This is a genomic window from Streptomyces turgidiscabies Car8 (genome assembly GCF_000331005.1).
In the GTDB taxonomy this organism is placed as follows: Bacteria; Actinomycetota; Actinomycetes; order Streptomycetales; family Streptomycetaceae; genus Streptomyces; species Streptomyces turgidiscabies.
Window position 1 is genome coordinate 1 of sequence record NZ_AEJB01000480.1, and the last position, 649, is coordinate 649.

The window sequence follows — 649 nt, forward strand, 5'->3', positions numbered from 1 at the left end:
TTCTCCGCCCCCTGAGGGGGTGGCTGTGTGAGGCTGAGGCCCCGGTGCTCTCAGCACTCCACGCAGCAGAAGGAGAGACAGCGATGCCTCGTGTCTTCGTACAGGGCAGGCCCGTCGACTCGTACCCCCGGCTCACGCCCGAGGCCCGGCGTGGCGCCGTACGTCGCATCACCGAAGTCGGCGAAGAGGTCCTGCACAAGCCGTGCCGGGACGTGACCGAGTTCGGGCCGGAACTCGCCGCGCTCATCGACGACATGTTCCTGACCATGTATGCGGCCGACGGAGCCGGGCTCGCGGCGAACCAGGTCGGTGTCGGTCTGCGGCTGTTCGTCTACGACTGCCCGGACGACGACGGTGTCCGTCATGTCGGGCACATCGTCAACCCGGTGCTCGATCCGCTAGACGCGGGCGACCGGCGCCTCCTCGACGAGGGCGAGGGCTGCCTGTCCGTGCCGGGGGCCATGATGGACGTAGCCCGCCCGGATCGGGCCGTCGTGCGCGGCCTCGATCAGGACGGGAAGCCTCTGGTGGTCCAGGGGACGGGGTACTTCGCGCGGTGTCTGGAGCACGAGACCGACCATGTGAACGGACGCGTGTATCTGGACCGGCTCTCCAGGCGGGAGCGCAGGGACGCGCTGCGGCAGGTGGC

At 69.5% G+C, this 649-nt stretch carries 1 protein-coding gene; it reads left to right on the forward strand.

Annotated features, from left to right (window positions below):
* Positions 1–83 precede the first annotated feature (83 nt).
* Positions 84–649, forward strand: a 566-nt coding sequence (def, locus tag STRTUCAR8_RS34665; RefSeq protein ID WP_044473414.1) for a peptide deformylase, incomplete at its 3' end; no start/stop codon positions are given.